Here is a 15,266-nt window from a genome sequence, read left to right as displayed (position 1 = left end):
GGGAAAAGAATGCCCAACGAGTTCAACCAGCGGATCGTCGAGGAATTCCGGGCAGGCGGCGGACGGGTCGGCGGCCCTTTCGAGAAGGCCCGGCTGCTCCTGCTGACGACCACCGGCGTCCGGACGGGCGCCCCGCACACGACCCCCCTCGGCTACTACCCCGACGGGAGCGAGCAGGTCCTCGTCATCGCCTCGGCGGGCGGCGCGCCCCACCACCCGGACTGGTACCGCAATCTCCTCGCGCACCCCCGCGTCACCGTCGAGGACGGCGTCTTCGTCTACGAGGCGGAGGCCCACGTGCTCGAACGCCCGGAGCGCGACCGTGTCTTCGCGCGTGCGGTGGAGGCGGACCCGGGGTGGGCGGAGTACCAGGCGAAGACCGACCGGGTGATTCCCGTCGTCGCCCTCCGCGCGATCCCGAAGGACGGCCCGCCGCAGATGAACGCGAGTTCCATGGCCGAGGGACTGAAGGTGGTCCACGACGCCTTCCGGCGCGAACTCGCCCTGATCCGGGAGGAGGTGACACGGCAGGGGGCGGCGCTGGGCGCCCAGCTGCGCGTCAACTGCCTCACCCTCTGCCAGGGCCTGCACCACCACCACACCGGTGAGGGCCTCGGCATCTTCCCGATGCTCGCCGACCGCCACCCCCGGCTCGCCCCCGTACTGGACCGGCTGCGCCGCGAACACGAGCGGATCGCGGAACTCCTCGAAGAGCTGCGCCGGGCCGTCGCGGCGCCCGGCACGGGACCCGGCCGCGTACGCTCCGACGTGGAACGCCTCACGACCGAACTGGAAGCCCATCTGACCTACGAGGAGGAGCACTTGATTCCCCTCCTGGCCGCACCGGCCGCCCCGGGGGCGCCGCGGTGATCGCACTCGTCACCGGCGCCAACCGCGGGATCGGGCGCGAGGTCGCCCGGCAGCTCGCCGCCGCCGGGCACACCGTCCTCGTGACCGCCCGTTCGGCCGAGGCCGCCGCCGAGGCGGCACGAGCCGTGGGCCCGGACGCCCGCCCCCTGCGCCTCGACGTCACCTCCGAGGCCGACATCACCGCCCTCGCCCGGGACCTCGACGCCCTCGACGTCCTCGTCAACAACGCGGCGATCACGTACGACACCTGGCAGCGTGCGACCACCGCGGACCTCGACGTCGTCCGGGAGGCCGCCGAGACGAATCTCTACGGCCCCTGGCGGCTGACCCAGGCACTGCTCCCCCTGCTCCGCGCGAGCGCGCACCCGCGGATCGTGAACGTGTCCAGCGAGGCCGCGTCCCTCGCGGGCATGGGCGGGGGCACGCCCGCCTACTCCGCGTCCAAGGCGGCCCTCAACGCCCTCACCCGCATGCTCGCCGCCGAACTGCGCGGCGACGGCGTGCTGGTGAACGCCGTCTGCCCGGGCTGGGTGGCCACCGACATGGGCGGCCCGGGCGGGCGGCCCGTCGAGGAGGGCGCCGCGAGCGTCGTCTGGGCGGCCACCCTCCCCGACGACGGCCCGACCGGCGGCTTCTTCCGCGACGGCCGCTCCCTGCCCTGGTGAGCTGAACCGGCCGCCCCTCCGGTGACCGCGGCTCACCGGCGGCGGACTCACCAGGGCAGGGGCCGCGCGTGGACGACGTCCAGCCGTGACACGGCCCGGGTCAGCACCACGTACAGCCGGTGCAGCCCGCGGGCCTCGGCCTCCGCGACGGCGGCCGGTTCGACGGCGACGACATGGTCGTACTCGAGTCCCTTGGCGAGGCCGGCCGGCACCACCACGACGCGTGCGCCCAGTGCGTCGGGGCCCGACGCCTCGATGCCCGCGGCGTTCAGCGCCTCCCCTACCCGTCCGGCGTCCTTGTCCGCGGCGATGACCCCGACGGAGCCCTCCTGCGCGAGCGCGGCGCGCACCGCGTCGACGGTCGCGGGCAGCACGTCGGACACGGGCCGGATCGTCACCGCGCCGTCCCGGCGCAGGGCCCGGGCGGGCGGCACCGCCACGTCGAGCCGGTCCAGCAGCCGGTTGGCGATCTCGACGACGGCGCCAGGCACCCGGAAGCCGGTCGTCAGCGGGACGACGACGGCGCCCGACTTCCCCAGATGGGCGAGGAGTTCGCTCCAGTCGCGGGCCGCCCAGGGCGTGGTGCCCTGCGCGAGGTCCCCGAGCACGGTCAGCGATCCGAACGCGGCCCGCCGCGCGATGGCCCGGCACTCCATGGGTGACAGGTCCTGCGCCTCGTCGATGACGACATGGCCGTACCCCTCGGGGTGTTCCACGAGTCCGGCGATCTCGTCGAGCAGGACGAGGTCGGCGGCGGACCAGCGTGCGGACTTGTGGGAGCGCGGCGGCTTTCCCCACAGGACCGCCTTCTGCTCGTCGGCGTCGAGGATCCCGTCGGCCGCCTCCGCCAGCGCGTCCGCGTCGGTCAGGATCCGGGTGAGCACCTCCTCGGGGCGCTGCCGGGGCCACACCGCGTCCACGTAGGCGGTGACCGGCCGGGCCCGCGCGATCCTCTGTGCCCACGCGTGGGTCTGTGGTCCGGATCGCCGCTCGGCCTGTTCCCGCACATGACGCACGACCCGTGTCCGCACGCGCTCGCGGCCGACGGCGTACGGCGGTTCCTCGGCCCGTACGTCGTCCACGATGCGCCGGAGCGCGCCGGCCGGGACACGCCAGCGGTACGAACCGTCGGGCACCGCCAGCGACTCGACGGGCCCGCCGACGGCGCCGTACAGGGCCCGGTGCAGCACCCGGGCCATCCGTGCGTCGTGCTTGACGACCGCGGCGCGCTCGTCGTCCCGGCCGGTCACCGGGTGCCGGGCGATCTCGTCCTCGACGGTCGACTGCCGCACCCCCGTCTCGCCGAGCGCGGGCAGCACCTCCGAGATGTACGAGAGGAAGGTGCGGTTGGGGCCGAGGATGAGCAGTCCGCCGCGGCGGATGCGCTGTGGATGCGTGTAGAGCAGGTACGCGGCCCGGTGCAGTCCGACGGCCGTCTTGCCGGTGCCGGGGGCGCCTTGAACACAGACCGAGTCCGTGAGGTCACCCCGTACGAGATCGTCCTGGTCGGGCTGGATGGTCGCGGCGATGTCGCGCATGGGGCCGATGCGAGGGCGCTCGATCTCGCCCGTGAGGATCCGGCTGTCGCGCGTCTGCCCCGCTCCGATGTGCTCGTCCTCCAGCCCCGTGAGGTCGGCGGAGTCGCCCCGGCTGCCGGGGGCCCAGCCGAAGCGGCGACGGACCGCGACGCCCTGCGGGTCGTGGGCGCCCGCCTGGTAGAAGGCGCGGGAGACGGGCGCGCGCCAGTCGACGACGAGGGGCGGGGAGGCAGGATGCTCGGTGATCCGCAGCCGCCCGACGTGGTAGCTCTGCCCGGCGTGTTCGCCGGCCTGCGCGCCGGTGCGCTCGAAGTCCAGCTTGCCGAAGAACAGCGGCCCGTGGGGCAGTTCGCGCATCTCCTTCGCCCGGCTGCGGAACTGGTATCCGAGCACTTCGGCGTCGGCGCCGGAGGCGGAGACGTCCTCGCCGGTGAAGACCTGCTCCTGCGCGCCCTCGACCATGGCGGCGAGGGCGGCACGGCAGGTGTCGTGGTAGGCGCGCTCGCGGTCGAGGGAGCCGCGGAGGGACGGGGCGCCGGGCTGTGCGGAGGCAGGGTCGGGTGGCGTCATTCCACCCAGGATAGCGGAATGCGTTACCGAGTTAAATTATTTACTTGGTTGTGCAGGTGGCCAGCTCGGGCAGCCCTGCCGCCAGCCGCGAGAACGCCCGCTCGGCGGCGGCCACGGCGTCCCCCCGCACCTGCGCCACCGTCTCCCCGTCCGCGATCCGCCGCCAGTTCTCCAGCGCGAGGATGCGCCGCACCGCGGTGATCTGCCCGGCCGCCAGCCGCGCGTCGAGGCCGCCGCCCAGGGCCTCGGCGAGCGCCCCCTCGGACCGCTCCAGGTACTCGTACAGCCGCGCCACCAGCGACGGCGTGCCGTAGAGCAGCCGGAGGTAGGCGAGAACGGCGGGATGGTCGTTGAGCCCGGTGACGGGGTCGAGCCGCCCGAGCCCTTCCAGGAAGTGCGCACGCAGCGCGCCGATCACGGACTGCCCCTCCGGACGGCCGGCGACCACCTGCGCCGCCTCCGTCTCGTGGTCGGCGAACCGGTACAGCACGAGGTCCTCCTTGGACGGGAAGTACCGGAAGAGGGTCGGCTTGGAGATGTCGGCTGCGGCCGCCACCTCGGCCACCGAGACGGCGTCGAACCCCTTCTCCAGGAACATTCCGATCGCGATCTCGGAGACGTCCTCGTACATCCGCTGCCTCTTGCGCTCGCGCAGTCCGGTCTCACCCATGGTCACGAGCGTACGCACCGCCGGGGCCGCCCAGGGACGGCGCTTGACCTCAATCGGACTTGAGGTCGAAGACTGCGGGCAGTGATCGGCGGCTCGTCCCGAGTCGACCCCGAAGGAAGATCCTGCTGAGGAGTGACCCATGCGAGCAGCTCAGGTGAAGGCGTTCGGCGGGCCCGAGGTACTCGCCCCCGTGGATCTGCCGGACCCGGCGCCCGCGCCCGGCGAGGTCGTGATCGACGTCGCCTACGCGGACACGATCTACGTGGAGACACAGATACGGGCGGGCTGGGGCCGCGAGTTCTTCCCGGTGACACCTCCGTACGTTCCCGGCGGCGGTGTCTCCGGGGTCGTCGCCGCCCTCGGAGCGGACGTGCCGGACGAGTGGCTGGGCCGCCGGGTGGTGTCCTTCGTGCGGGGCAGCTACGCGGAGCGGGCCGTCGCCCCGGTCTCCGCCCTGACGGTCGTACCGGACTCCGTGGACCTGCTCAGGGCCGCGGCCCTGGTCCACGACGGCGTCACCGCCTCCGGCCTCCTCGAACGGACCGCCGTCCGCGCCGTCGACCGGGTCCTCGTCCTCGGCGCGTCCGGAGGCATGGGCACGCTCCTGATCCAGCTCGCCCAGGCTCGTGAGGCCCGCGTGGTCGCGGTGGCCCGGGGCACCGCGAAACTGGCCCTGGTGAGGGAGTTGGGGGCGGACGCGGTGGTCGACGCGACGCGCCAAGACTGGGTTGCCGCCGCACGTGAGGCCCTCGGCGGCCCGGAGCCCGCCGCGGACGTCGTCCTCGACGGCGTCGGCGGACCACTCGGCGCCGCCGCCTTTCCGCTGACCGCCGACGGCGGACGCTTCTCCGCCCATGGAGCACCGACGGGCGCCTTCTCCCCCGTCGACCCGGCCGAGGCCGCCCGCCGCGGCATCACCCTCTTCGGCATCGCGGACGTCCAGTTCTCCCCCGCCGACCTGCGCCGCTTCACCGCCGCCGCCCTGGAGGGAGCCGCGGCGGGACGCCTCCACCCGGTGGTCGGCGAGGTGTTCCCGCTGGACCGCGCGGCCGAGGCGCACGCGGCCATCGAGGACCGGCGGCTGGTGGGGAAGGCGCTGCTGAAGGTGTGACGACGCGGTCAGGAGGGGGCGGGGGCCAGGCTCAGCTCCCTGGCACCCGCCGCCAGCCCGGTGCGAACGACAGGTTCCACAGGTCGTCGAGATGCTTGTTCCACGTGGCGACCACCGCTTTGGCGTCGTCACCGGCTCCCCGGGACCAGACGCTGAGGTCGGTACGGTAGCCCTTGGGGTCGTAGAACTCGGGGCCCGCACTCCGCAGCATGGTGCGGGCCGCCACGTTGTAGAGGCCGTGCAGCACGACTTCCCGGTTGAAGATGCATATCTTGTCCCGCGGTATGCCGGGGTAGACCCGGTACTCGCACTCGGCGCTGACCCTGCCCAGGCCGTTCAGACGCTCCTCGATGCCCGACAGCGTCTCGTCGTACTCCTTGCACTTCGACTCGATGCGTTTGCGGAAGTCGGGGTCGTCCACCGGCGCGTCGTCCTCGCCCACCCGCGCCGGAACGGTCATCTCGTGCCCGAAGTCCGGGATCAGCACCCTGACGGAGACGTGCCTCGTGGGCCCGGGGTCCTCCAGGAGCTTCTCCAGCCGGTGGAACATCTCGTTGCAGAGCGTCTCACCCGTGTAACCGAGGAAGGTGATCTCCACCTCGCGCGCCCTGAAGGCGTCATTGACGAAGGTGCCCAGTTCGCGCGACTCGACCTGGACGCGCGGAGGCCTGCGGAGCGTCGCAGAAAGGTCCTTCACCGTGTCGTACAGGACGTAGCCGACCAGGCTGAGCAGGGCGCCACCGAGGAACGCCTTGTCCTCCAGGGCGTCTCCCACGGGCTTCACGAACTGCGCCGTCAGACCGATCACGAAGATCGTCAACAGCAGCATCCGTGTGAAGACCGGCTCATAGCGCTCCTGAAACCGCCTCAGGTGCGCGCCCACGCCACCGTCGACCGCCCTGCCCCCCGTTCCGGACATGCGCCGGGCCTCCTCCCGCTCCGAAGGGCCCTGCGGCGCCGTTCGGCCCGACGGGCCCGTCAGACGTCCGCGGGGACCTCAACTGTCCGTGGGTCTCCATCGTTGCGGGACATCAGCGCACGGGCAAGATAGGGGTTCGCCGGCACCTTCCATCGCTTCGGGAGGCCCAGCGCGGCCGTGGCCGCGGCCAGGGTCATCGCGTAGGCGTCCACCGCGCGGCGGACGTTGGGGGCCTCCAGGCTGTCGCCGGTCAGGAGACGGTCCAGGTCCACGTACGCCGAGCGGACGACCTCCATCCACCGGTACACGCGCCAGTCCTGGTTCCAGCCCTTCGTGCAGTCCTCGGGCAGCGACCGGTACCAGCGGGAGAACAGTCGCTCGCGGATCTCGGGGCGGGTCGGGGTGAGGTGCATGTGGCGGACCAGGTCGTACAGCGGGTCGCCGATCATCGCCATCTCCCAGTCGATGAGCGTCAGGCGCCCGTCGTCCCGGCGCACCAGGTTCCACGGGTTGAGGTCGCCGTGCAGCAGCACCGGACGGCGGGGCACCACGGTGTGGCGTTCGAGGATCTGCATCAGCCGGTAGCTGCTGGGCAGTCCCAGCTCGCGCGCCACCTCCGTGGTGGCCTTGGGCAGTTCATTCACCAGGCGCACCAGCTCGTACTGGAGCTCCCAGTAGAACTCCGGCCCCCGCATGAACGGGTCCAGCTCGGTGCAGTCGACCCGGGTCAGTGCGGCGAGCTGGTCCACCAGATCGTCCGCCTCGTGCGGCAGGAGCCCGCTCTCGGGATGGACCGGTGGCCCGAAGCCGTCAGCCGATCCCTCGTACGAGTGGATGGTGAATGGTTCTTTCAGACCGCTGGTGCCGAGAGCGAGCACGCGCGGGGCACGCACCGGCGTCCCGGACCGCTCGATGGCCCTCAGGACGGCGTGCTCGTCCAGAAACCGGCGTTCCCTGGGGTTGGCCGAGCCCACCTTCCGCCGGACCATGACCGGGAACGGGACCCCCGGGACGCGGACCGCCGTGTTCAGATGGGCCGTCCCCTTGAACACGCGGTCCGCGGAGGCCGCACCCTCCTCGAACAGCGCGTTGTTCACCGCCGTCCCGGAGAACTCGGGATGCTCAGGCACCCGCGGGTCGCGCTCCCACACGATCTGGAAGACGGACCTCTCACGGCCGGCCTTGACCCCGTTGGACTCGTTCCAACGGAAGAGAATGCGTTCGATCTCCCCCTCGTCCGGCACCTTCTTGAGGCGCAACGGTTCCTCGGCGGCGACCAGCGCCCGGTGCACCGCACCCGTCGCGGCGTCCAGGTCGCGCTGGTCGAAGATGTCGCCGAGCAGGGTGGCGGCCCGCATCACGTCCGGGTAGACCGACTGCGCCCGCTCGAAGGCCAGATAGTGCTTCAGGTCCCGGTCGAGGCCGTCGACGGCATTGCTGCGCCGGCTGCCCATGGCCTCCCGCCATGCCTCGATCACCTCGGACCACTGGTAATCCGGGTACTGCATCCGCACCAGGTGGGTGGCGAGGTCGTGCAGCGGGTCCCCGAAGGACGCAAGCTCCCAGTCGACGCAGATCAGGGGCGGGTCTCCGAGATAGGAGACGATCACGTTGTCCCGGTGGAGGTCGGTGTGGAGCAGGCTGAAGGGCCGTCTGATCAGCGCGGGCACCCGCTCCGCGAACCGCACCAGCGCGTCGTCCGGGATGCCCAGCATCGCGAACAGGCCGCCGAATTCCTTCCAGTTGCGCTGCCGGATCTGCTCTTCCGCCGCGTGTGCCAGAGCCAGCAGGAAGGCCCTGCTGTTCCGGCTGGAGCGGGGCCAGGACAGCGGCAACTCCGGCAGGTGCTGTCTGCGGACCTGCGTCATGTCGGCGAGCAGCCCCGCCAGCGCGCCGATGAGGTCGGCGTCGACCGGCTTGCCGTTGGGGCAGATGCTGGAGAGCGGCACACCCTCCACATAGCTGAGGATGGTCATGTCCCCGCGCTTGACCAGGCAGCGCGGCACGTGCGGCAGGAAACGGCGAATTCTGTCGAGGACCTCTGCCTCGTCCTGCCAGGTCCTGATGACGACGGGCAGTGCGGAGGGGATCGGCTCCCGGACCGTGACCGCTGCCCCGTCCTCGCACTCCGGGAGCGCGGAGTGCCCTTCGGGCAGCGGGCGCACCATGTAGTTCGTGTTGTGGTGCCCCCGGCCGAACGACCCCAGGGCCCGGGCGTAGCGCACGAAGGCGTCGTACTTGGGGTCCGCCGCCCTCGCCGGAGCGGGCCTGAGAGGCAACGGCGGAACGCCCACGGGTCACTCCTGAATAACTGTGCGTCGCCATTGATGTTCATGCGCCGCGAGAGGTGAGCACACCTTAGTGCTCTGCTGCAATTACGGATGGCCGGACGTCAGCATTCGATACCGACCTGAGAGAGATTCCACCCATGAGCCTCAAGCCGTTCGAAGCAGGCGTGATTCCGAGTCTGTTTCAGGGTGCGTCGGATCGCTCCGGCGCGGGCCGGATCGCCCCACGGTGTGTCAGGTCGCCTCAGGACTTCTCGGCGAGGAGGTCCCAGCAGGAGTTGAACCAGCCCTGCATGCTCTCCATGAACACCGACCCCGGCGAGTCGGGGTCGCCCTCGTCGTTCACGTGGCGGGTCAGCGTCGAGCCCAAGCCGAGGACGTCGAGGGCGTCGACCTCCGTGCCGTCGTCCAGCAGGATGGGGCGCTCCACCACCTCGTAGGGCCCGAACAGCGCCTCGACGCCGGGCCGCAGATACAGCTTGTACGTCGGAGTCAGCGGCACATAGCGGATCAGTGCTTCGGCGGAGGGGACCAGCCCCTCCGCCTGGAGGTCGAGCAGCGCGACACGCAGCGAGGTCGTGTGCCGGCGCGTGATGCCCCGCAGCCGCTCCTGCAACCGGTTCGGCCGGCCCTGCCCCTGGAGCTCCTCCTCCGCGCCCGCCACCCGGGCCCGGGGATACGGGAGGTCGACCGACTCCGTGGGCAGCAGCATGCGCAGCTCGATGCGCTCGGGCCGGATCTCCCCGAGGCGGATGCGTTCGGCCTGGAGGCGGATGTGCGCGTCCAGCGACTCGGAGGTGAGGGTGAACACGTCCAATTGGACTACCGGTTGAGCGAAAGCCCGGGCGATGAAGGTGCCGAGCGCCGCACGCACCCTCGGCGGCTCCTTGCTCGACGTATCGGCGTGCGTCGGCCTCTTCACGACGCGCGTGCCGCTGCCCTGACGGGACCTGATCCATCCTTCGCTGTTGAGCTCCCGCATCACCCGTTGCACGGTGTCCCTCGACACGTCGAACATCTCGGCGAGTTCACGCTGCGGCGGCAGCTGGGAGTCGAGCGGGTACGTCCCGTCGGCTATCCGGGTGCGCAGCTCTCCGAGGACACGGTCGAACTCCGTGCCGCCTCCGTCGCCGCGCCCTTCGCCCACATCGCGACCGTACCGCTCTCCGTGCCCGGGCAAACCGCTTTCAGTCACACTGGCGGCCGGATACGCCGGTCGGCATATCCCGAAGACGCCTGCCCGTTAAGCGATCAGTCAGGCAGGGCACACCACCTTCAGGACAATCAGTCCAATTGGACAGGTAGTTGATCGATTCTCTGAAGTGGACGGGGTGGGGGACGTGGTCTTCTTTCAACTGGTGGGGACCATCATTCAATTCGGGGTGGGACAGGTGGTACAGACGCGGCTCGGACCGCTCGGCGGTCTGGGACTGTTCCTGCTGGCCCTCGCACCCCTGCTCATACGGATCTCGCTCAAGGCGATCGGGCGGACACTCCGGGAGCACCCGGGCTGGTGGGCTCTCGGGCTCCTCGTCTGTCTGCTGGCACTGCGCCTTCAAGCCTGATCCCGGCGATGGGCCGTCAGGTCCGAGTCCGGCAACGGTCAGTCGGGTCCGATCCGGCGCCGAGCGCTCAGCCCTGGTCGCGGACCAGCCGCAGCACCGGCTCCAGCGAGTTCACCACGTGCTCCGCCCCCGCGTCGCGCAGCAGCTTCTCCTTGTCCTCGTTACGCGCGTAGCCGAGAAACGGAACGCCCGCCTGCCGTGCGGCGAGCAGGTCCGACGGGGCGTCGCCGATCATGAGGGCCGCCGACGGGGCCGCACCCAGGGCGTTCAGGGCACGGTTGAGACAGTGCGGATCGGGCTTGAGGCGGTGCAGGTCACGCGTACGCCCGTAGATGTTGGGTGCGAAACACTCGGTGAGACCCCGGCTCGCTAGGTACCCGGCGGCTGTGCGGGGGGAGTTGTTGGTCGCGATCGCCAGCCGGACGCCGACCGCACTCCAGGTGCGGATCAACGGGTCCGCGAAGGCGGTGGGCCAGGCGGAGGGCACCGCCTGGAGCTCCTGGTAGGTGAGCCGCTCCTCCAGCTCCGCCACCAGATCGCTGCGCGGGTCCCGCCGGTTGACCGCGTACAGGACAGCCATCGGATCCGGGTGGACACGCTCGCCCTCGGTCAGCAGCCCGAGCAGCCCGTGCCGCTCCAGCCACTCCACGAGGTCCTTCGCCACGTCCTCCGCGGAGTGCCCCGCGAACAGCCGGCAGATGGGGCCGTCGAAGTCGAAGAGGACATAGCGGGCGCGGGTGATCACTTCCCGTAGGTTCTCTGTCTCTGTTGCCACCGATTCAGTCTGCGCCGTATCAGAAGTCACTAGGAGAGTGTCAGGTCCGTGGTGATGGTTTCCCAGAGGGCGTCGAACCACTTCTGGGATTGCTCCACGAAGGCGGCGTCCCGCTGGCCGGCCCGCTTCTCGAAGGAGAAGAGGAGGGACGCGGAGCCGAGGGCGTCGTACATCTCCAGGATGCCGCTGTCCACGGCCTCCTCCCGCTTGGTGACCATGTAGTACGCGAACAGCGCCTCGGCCTCGTTGAGCAGGTAGAGCTTCACCGGCGGGGTGAAGGGCAGGGCGCGGAAGGCCACCCTGACATCGATGCCGTGCGAGGAGCGCAGGGACTGGAGGTTGTGGCGCAGGACGACCACCTGGGCGTTGCGCTGGTCCAGCCAGCGCTTGTGGACGGGGTCGTCCTCGCCCTGGGCCTCGACGGGGACCGGGAAGGCCAGGTTGATGTCCCGCGACGGCAGCAGGATCCGTACGTCGATCGACGCCGGGCGGATCCTGCCCTCGTGGATCTGACGGACCGGGTCGCCGAGGGCCAGCATCAGGGTCTCCGCGGTGAGGCAGGCGGCGTCGATGCGCACGTGGGGCACGGAGAACGCCTCGGTGAGACGCGGTGCGAGGCCTACCATCGTCGGCTGCGGTTCGTCCCGCACCGGGGGGACCTCGGCGATCCGCGGCGGGCTGCCCTTGCTGACGTTGCTGAGGAGACCGTCCTCCTGGAGTGCGCGGAGGGCCTGACGGACGGTGCCGCGCTCGACACCGAACTCCTCCGCCAACTCCGCCTGAGTGGGCAGGCGGTCGCCCGCCTTGAGGTCTCCGGCGCGGATGCGCTCGCGCAGCACGTCGGCGATCTCCTGGGGCGAGATCTTTCTGCTGCCGTTCACTGCCACGTTCTCCTGGGTCACGACCAAACGTTACAACTTGCGTCCATCTACCGGGAGTTGTTCTGAAGTTGTTTATTGATATCAACCAACTGGGGACAACCTATGCATAGTTGGTAGCCAACTCGGCCAAGTTGGCGGAAGTTTTGCCTCCCGTCCCGGCCCTGCTCCCGCCGCCCCCACCGGCCCAGCACCGGTCTTCCGTGAAAGAAGGACCTGAAGCAGGAGGAACCACCATGCCCGCCATCGCCCTCCTCTCCGCCGTCTTCGTCGTCGGCTTCGAACAGCTCGTCCAGTGGCAGTACGGCCCCATGGGCATCGTGGGACTGCTGCTGCTCACCATGGGGCTCAAGGCGAAGAGCCCCGCGTGCAGTTCCATCGGGGCCGTCGTGCTCGCCCTGATGGTCGCCGGCCCCGCCCTGTGAGCTGCGACGACCGCCGACCCGACGGCATCCGCCCGCAACGCCTCCGCCCGGGAGACCTCAGTTCGTGAGCACCAGCTCCGAGCTGATGGTCTCCCACAGTGCGTTGAACCACAGGTGGGACTGCTCGACGAACGTGGTGTCCCGCAGCCCGGCGCCCTGGGTGAACGGGAAGAGCATGGACTGGGTGCCCTGGACGTCGTACATCTCCAGATGTACATGGTCGATCTCCTCCTCACGCTTGACGAGGGTGTAGTACGCGAAGAGGGCCTCGGCGCCGTTGAGCAGGTACAGCTTCACGGGCGGCGTGAAAGGGAGCGAGCGGAAGGTGACGTTGACGTCGATGCCGTGCGTGGCGCGCAGGGCGAGCAGGTTGTGCCGCAGCACCTGGCCCTGGGCGTTGCGGTTGGCCAGCCAGTTGCGCTGGAGCCGGCCGTCGGACGAGGCGTCGACGGGAGCCGGAAAGGCCAGGTCGATGTCGCTGCTCGGGAGCAGCACCCGGACATCCACCTTGGCCGGTTTGATACGCCCGGCGTGAATCTGACGCAACGGCTCGCCCATGGCGAGGGTCAGTGAGATCGACGTCAGGCACAGCGCGTCTATCTCCACGTGAGGGGCGGCGAAGGCCGCCGTGATCCGCGCGCCGAGCGCCACCGTGGTGGGCTGCGGCGTGGCCTCGGGACCGGTCAGGCCCTTCTCCGGCTGGTCGGCGACGGTCGCCGGGCTCCCCTTGGACATGTTCACGAGCAGCCGCTCGGACTGCAGGATGCGCAGCGCCCGGCGCACGGCCGCGCGCTCCACGCCGAACTCGTCGGCCAGCTTGGCCTGCGTGGGCATGCGCTGACCTGCTCGCAGCTGACCGGACCTGATCCGCCTGCGCAGCTCGTCGGCCACGTCACGGTGTGACGCGTGTGGCCGTGGTGACCTGTTCCGCCCATTGACGGGGGCATGTTCCGGGTCCACGACCAAACACTACAACTTCCCGCCATCTTTGGGCAGTTACTGGATAGGTGGTTATGAGTCGACCCAACGCGGAGATAAGTAAGAGTGAGTTGGTCGCCAACTTCAGCAACATGGTCAAACTTCCGGGGGGTTGGCCGTCGGAGTCGCACCTGTCAGCCAGGTGGGCCGGACGGACGGTCCTCAGCGGGGTCCCGCCCGCTCCGTCCCGAAGGAGGGATCGTCATGCCGTTCATCGCCCTCGCCGTCGCCGCCCTCGCCATCGGATTCGAGCAGCTCGTCCAGTGGAAGTACGGGCCGATGGGCATCATCGCGTTCGTCGCACTGTCCATCGGGCTCAAGGCCAAGAACACCGCGATCAGCGGCATCGGGGCCGTGATCCTCGTGATGCTGCTCGCCCAGTCCGGCTGACGGGCGCCCACCGTCCGGCAGTCCGGCTGACCGGGCTCCCTTCCGGAGGGGAGCCGGGAGCTCGGTCAGTCCGCACCACAGGGCACCGCCCGGCACGACAGGGCACCGCCCGGCACCACCACAACTGAATCGCTACGGATGGACGTCGTCGCACACCGGCCCCACGGCCCCGGCCACAAAGGAGGTACGAAGGTACGGAATCGGCTCAGAACAGGTCCGGGCACCACGGTCGCCTGGACGTGCGGAGCAGGGCGTCGGCAACGGAGGCGGCGCCCTCTCGTTCTTCCCGCACCCGCCCCAGCGCGGCGAGCCGCACCGCCGACTCGTCGCCCAGCCACAGGGCCGCCAGTTCGCCCACGTCCAGCGTGAGGTCGGCGGCCCGCGTGGTCGGCGCGCAGGACGCGCCGTCCGGCCCCGCGTCGAGCGCGTACCGGCCGGCCGACAGCCCGTCCCGGTCCGAGACCTCCAGGACCAGCGTCCCCGAACCCGCGTAGGTGCGGGCCTCCAGAGCCCGTACGACGTCCAGGACGCGCACCCACAGCCAGTCCGACTGCGTGGTGATGCGCGCTGCGCGCGGATCGGGCAGGAAGTGCGGCAGCAGGTCGTCGGGAGCGCGCCAGCCCGTCTTGACCCGGGCGATCCAGTCGATCGAGCAGAGGTACTGCCACAGGGCGCGCTCGGCCCGCGGGGTGACCGCGATGAGCCAGTTCACGTCGGCCGTGTTCAACGGCTGCTTGGCGTCGCCCCAGTTGTCGTCCGCCTCGTACGAGACCAGGCCCTCGACCTCGCCGCCGGCCGAGCGGTACATCGCGTAGAACGGCTCGGTCCACGGCGAGCGGTCCAGCACGAGCGCGCCGGTGTTGGCCTGCCACCAGCGGTCGTCACGGCTGACCGCGCCGGGCTGGGCGCGGCGGAGCCGCTCGTGCAGTTCGGGACCGGTCTTGCGGACGTCCTCGCCGTCCACCAGGTCGATGCGGCCGCCGTCGTCCGGTCCCGACCAGCGGGGATCGAGGCCCGTGCGCGGTACGTCGATGGTCCACTGGGCGGTGCTGGTGGCGGGACCGAAGCCGTACCGGCCGTAGATCGGGTACTCCGCCGCGATCAGGGTCGCGACGACGTCTCCCCGCTCCTTCGCCGCCGCCAGGTCGGCCGCCATCATGCGGCTGAGCAGGCCGCGGCGGCGGTGCGTGGCGGTGACCGTGACGTTCGAGATGGCGTCGGCGGGTACGGCGGCACCGCCGACGACGGTGAGCTCCTGCGGGAAGGACCGGAACGTCGCCACGCACCGGGCGCCGTCGAAGGCGCCCAGGGTGCGCTCGGGCACGATGTAGGAGCTGCGGTCCGCGAGCTCCCGCTCCGACACGGCCGGCGACCGCAGGAACCCTGTGTTCAGCGCGCGGATCCAGTCCGCGATCTCGGCCTCGGTGATCGCTCGTACGTCTGTGGTCTCGCGGGGGCTCATGGCGCCACGCTAGGTGTACGGCGCGGCGGATGTCGCGACGTTTTTCGCCGGTCCACACCCTGCCGCCCGGGCCCCGGCCCAGGGACGGGGCCCGGAACCGTCCGCACGCGCCGCGAAGGCGGGCACCCGGGAGACACCGGTCCCTCCGGGCCCGCGGTCGGT

General features: G+C 70.8%; 15 protein-coding genes. 6 read left to right on the top strand and 9 right to left on the bottom strand.

Going from position 1 to position 15,266, the window contains the following annotated elements; all coding sequences use genetic code 11:
• The first annotated feature begins 9 nt into the window (after positions 1 to 9).
• A complete protein-coding gene (locus ACZ4IF_RS17670; protein ID WP_467563850.1) occupies positions 10 to 870 on the top strand; it encodes a nitroreductase/quinone reductase family protein in 861 nt (286 codons plus the stop codon).
• Positions 867 to 1,535: an SDR family NAD(P)-dependent oxidoreductase gene (locus tag ACZ4IF_RS17665; RefSeq protein ID WP_359488757.1), complete on the top strand. Its 669-nt coding sequence runs from the start codon at positions 867 to 869 to the stop codon at positions 1,533 to 1,535. Before ACZ4IF_RS17670 ends, ACZ4IF_RS17665 begins: the two co-directional genes overlap by 4 nt.
• Before the next feature lie 47 nt (positions 1,536 to 1,582).
• Here the strand turns inward: ACZ4IF_RS17665 and ACZ4IF_RS17660 are convergent, their stop codons facing one another.
• Together ACZ4IF_RS17660 and ACZ4IF_RS17655 are read right to left on the bottom strand one after the other, a co-directional pair.
• Positions 1,583 to 3,643: a HelD family protein gene (locus ACZ4IF_RS17660; RefSeq protein WP_467563848.1), complete on the bottom strand. Its 2,061-nt coding sequence runs from the start codon at positions 3,641 to 3,643 to the stop codon at positions 1,583 to 1,585.
• Positions 3,644 to 3,683: 40 nt separating this feature from the next.
• Positions 3,684 to 4,313: a TetR family transcriptional regulator gene (locus tag ACZ4IF_RS17655; RefSeq protein ID WP_467563846.1), complete on the bottom strand. Its 630-nt coding sequence runs from the start codon at positions 4,311 to 4,313 to the stop codon at positions 3,684 to 3,686.
• A 139-nt stretch (positions 4,314 to 4,452) separates the two neighbouring features.
• Between ACZ4IF_RS17655 and ACZ4IF_RS17650 the strand changes: the two genes are divergently transcribed.
• Positions 4,453 to 5,424: a zinc-binding dehydrogenase gene (locus ACZ4IF_RS17650; RefSeq protein ID WP_467563844.1), complete on the top strand. Its 972-nt coding sequence runs from the start codon at positions 4,453 to 4,455 to the stop codon at positions 5,422 to 5,424.
• 31 nt (positions 5,425 to 5,455) lie between these two features.
• On the opposite strand, the gene ACZ4IF_RS17645 is transcribed toward ACZ4IF_RS17650, so the two are convergent.
• The 3 genes from ACZ4IF_RS17645 to ACZ4IF_RS17635 all read right to left on the bottom strand — a co-directional run bounded on the left by ACZ4IF_RS17645 (position 5,456) and on the right by ACZ4IF_RS17635 (position 9,778).
• Positions 5,456 to 6,343: a hypothetical protein gene (locus ACZ4IF_RS17645; RefSeq protein ID WP_467563842.1), complete on the bottom strand. Its 888-nt coding sequence runs from the start codon at positions 6,341 to 6,343 to the stop codon at positions 5,456 to 5,458.
• A 59-nt stretch (positions 6,344 to 6,402) separates the two neighbouring features.
• A complete protein-coding gene (locus tag ACZ4IF_RS17640; RefSeq protein WP_467563840.1) occupies positions 6,403 to 8,637 on the bottom strand; it encodes a phosphotransferase family protein in 2,235 nt (744 codons plus the stop codon).
• A gap of 238 nt (positions 8,638 to 8,875) precedes the next feature.
• The gene (locus ACZ4IF_RS17635; RefSeq protein WP_467563838.1) at positions 8,876 to 9,778 is read right to left on the bottom strand and encodes a GntR family transcriptional regulator; all 903 of its coding nucleotides are present in this window, start codon (positions 9,776 to 9,778) and stop codon (positions 8,876 to 8,878) included.
• A 235-nt stretch (positions 9,779 to 10,013) separates the two neighbouring features.
• Here ACZ4IF_RS17635 and ACZ4IF_RS17630 point away from each other — a divergent pair, with 235 nt between their 5' ends.
• Complete coding sequence (locus tag ACZ4IF_RS17630; RefSeq protein ID WP_467563836.1) at positions 10,014 to 10,196, top strand: hypothetical protein; 183 nt, start codon at positions 10,014 to 10,016, stop codon at positions 10,194 to 10,196.
• Between the two features lie 67 nt (positions 10,197 to 10,263).
• Here the strand turns inward: ACZ4IF_RS17630 and ACZ4IF_RS17625 are convergent, their stop codons facing one another.
• Positions 10,264 to 11,001 carry an HAD family hydrolase gene (locus ACZ4IF_RS17625; RefSeq protein WP_467563834.1) on the bottom strand — a complete coding sequence of 246 codons (738 nt, stop codon included), beginning with the start codon at positions 10,999 to 11,001 and terminating at the stop codon, positions 10,264 to 10,266.
• On the bottom strand, positions 11,001 to 11,879 hold the full coding sequence (locus ACZ4IF_RS17620; RefSeq protein WP_467563832.1) for a GntR family transcriptional regulator: 879 nt from the start codon (positions 11,877 to 11,879) through the stop codon (positions 11,001 to 11,003). The genes ACZ4IF_RS17625 and ACZ4IF_RS17620 overlap by 1 nt, the downstream gene beginning before the upstream one ends.
• Positions 11,880 to 12,085: 206 nt before the next feature.
• Here ACZ4IF_RS17620 and ACZ4IF_RS17615 point away from each other — a divergent pair, with 206 nt between their 5' ends.
• The gene (locus ACZ4IF_RS17615; protein WP_467563830.1) at positions 12,086 to 12,274 is read left to right on the top strand and encodes a hypothetical protein; all 189 of its coding nucleotides are present in this window, start codon (positions 12,086 to 12,088) and stop codon (positions 12,272 to 12,274) included.
• Between the two features lie 57 nt (positions 12,275 to 12,331).
• On the opposite strand, the gene ACZ4IF_RS17610 is transcribed toward ACZ4IF_RS17615, so the two are convergent.
• Positions 12,332 to 13,240, bottom strand: coding sequence for a GntR family transcriptional regulator (locus ACZ4IF_RS17610; protein WP_467563828.1), 909 nt, complete (start codon positions 13,238 to 13,240; stop codon positions 12,332 to 12,334).
• 216 nt (positions 13,241 to 13,456) lie between these two features.
• Here ACZ4IF_RS17610 and ACZ4IF_RS17605 point away from each other — a divergent pair, with 216 nt between their 5' ends.
• A complete protein-coding gene (locus tag ACZ4IF_RS17605; protein ID WP_028804356.1) occupies positions 13,457 to 13,642 on the top strand; it encodes a hypothetical protein in 186 nt (61 codons plus the stop codon).
• Positions 13,643 to 13,847: 205 nt separating this feature from the next.
• On the opposite strand, the gene ACZ4IF_RS17600 is transcribed toward ACZ4IF_RS17605, so the two are convergent.
• The gene (locus ACZ4IF_RS17600) at positions 13,848 to 15,104 is read right to left on the bottom strand and encodes a GNAT family N-acetyltransferase (protein WP_467563825.1); all 1,257 of its coding nucleotides are present in this window, start codon (positions 15,102 to 15,104) and stop codon (positions 13,848 to 13,850) included.
• Positions 15,105 to 15,266 lie beyond the last annotated feature (162 nt).

The sequence above is a fragment of the Streptomyces sp. NPDC025784 genome (assembly GCF_055558435.1).
Note: the sequence above shows the minus strand (reverse complement) of the source record. Positions and strands in the feature narration are given on the sequence as shown.